Raw genomic sequence first — 797 nt, 5'->3', positions numbered from 1 at the left:
AGGCCGAGCAGGACCGCGAGGTCGACCACGACCACCCGTTCGGCCCCCAGGCGGAAATGCCCCAGGACGGGGGCCGGCGTGCCGGGCGGCCGGAAGAGCGCGGGCAGAGGCATGCATTCCCGCACCGGCGGCGCCGGCAAGGCATAGCAGGTGCTTGCGAGACGAAAGATGACGACGGCCCCTGACACCCCGGTTGCATGACCTCCGACACGGATGACCGCCACGGCGATGCGCGCTGTGACGCTGTCGCGCGCGGCGGTTTCCCTGATCGTGTATTCACCGAAGATTGCATTTAGCACAAGTGACGGCTACCTCGGGCAGGGATGCGTTCCCGACAGAGCGGGCACGCCATGCACAAGTTGCCGGAGACGATCGTCATGGACAGCTTCAACCCGGGACGTGCCGCCGAGCGGTTTCTTCCGTCGGCGGGCCGCGTGCCGTCGCGCCTGGCCATCGGCCGCCTGGTCCGCGTGGCGCTGTGCGCCGTGTTCTATTGCCTGTTCTATTTCGTGCAGCAGGTCACCGAATTGCTGGCGCCGCTGGTGCTGATCCTGGGAGTCGGCTGGAGCGTGCTGCCGCGCCTGATCGGGGCGATCGGCGCCAGCGCGGCGGCCGCGGACCCGCAGGCGCGTGACATCGTGACCCATGTGGCCGGCACCATTCCGCAGGAAATCGTGGTGGGGTCGCATGTGCTGACCGCGTGGTCGCTGGTGACCGACGGGCTGCTGATGATGGGCGCCGCCGCGGTCTGCGCGACCCTGGCCGCCATTGCCGCGCGCGAGATGTAAGAGCCCGTC

2 protein-coding genes are annotated in these 797 nt (G+C 69.0%); one reads left to right on the top strand and one right to left on the bottom strand.

What is annotated here, in order from left to right; genetic code table 11:
* Positions 1-188: chemotaxis protein CheW (locus HUK84_RS20930; RefSeq protein ID WP_176641892.1), on the bottom strand; the 188-nt coding region annotated here is incomplete at its 3' end.
* A gap of 162 nt (positions 189-350) precedes the next feature.
* On the opposite strand from HUK84_RS20930, the gene HUK84_RS20925 reads away from it, so the two are divergent.
* On the top strand, positions 351-788 hold the full coding sequence (locus tag HUK84_RS20925; protein WP_246285812.1) for a hypothetical protein: 438 nt from the start codon (positions 351-353) through the stop codon (positions 786-788).
* Positions 789-797: the final 9 nt, after the last annotated feature.

Source organism: Nguyenibacter vanlangensis, assembly GCF_013376155.1.
In the GTDB taxonomy this organism is placed as follows: Bacteria; Pseudomonadota; Alphaproteobacteria; order Acetobacterales; family Acetobacteraceae; genus Gluconacetobacter; species Gluconacetobacter vanlangensis.
Note: the sequence above shows the minus strand (reverse complement) of the source record. Positions and strands in the feature narration are given on the sequence as shown.

What these genes read in the sequence shown, in the direction of transcription:
- HUK84_RS20925 (WP_246285812.1), top strand. Translation starts at nt 351, where the DNA reads ATGCACAAGTTGCCGGAGACGATCGTCATGGACAGCTTCAACCCGGGA.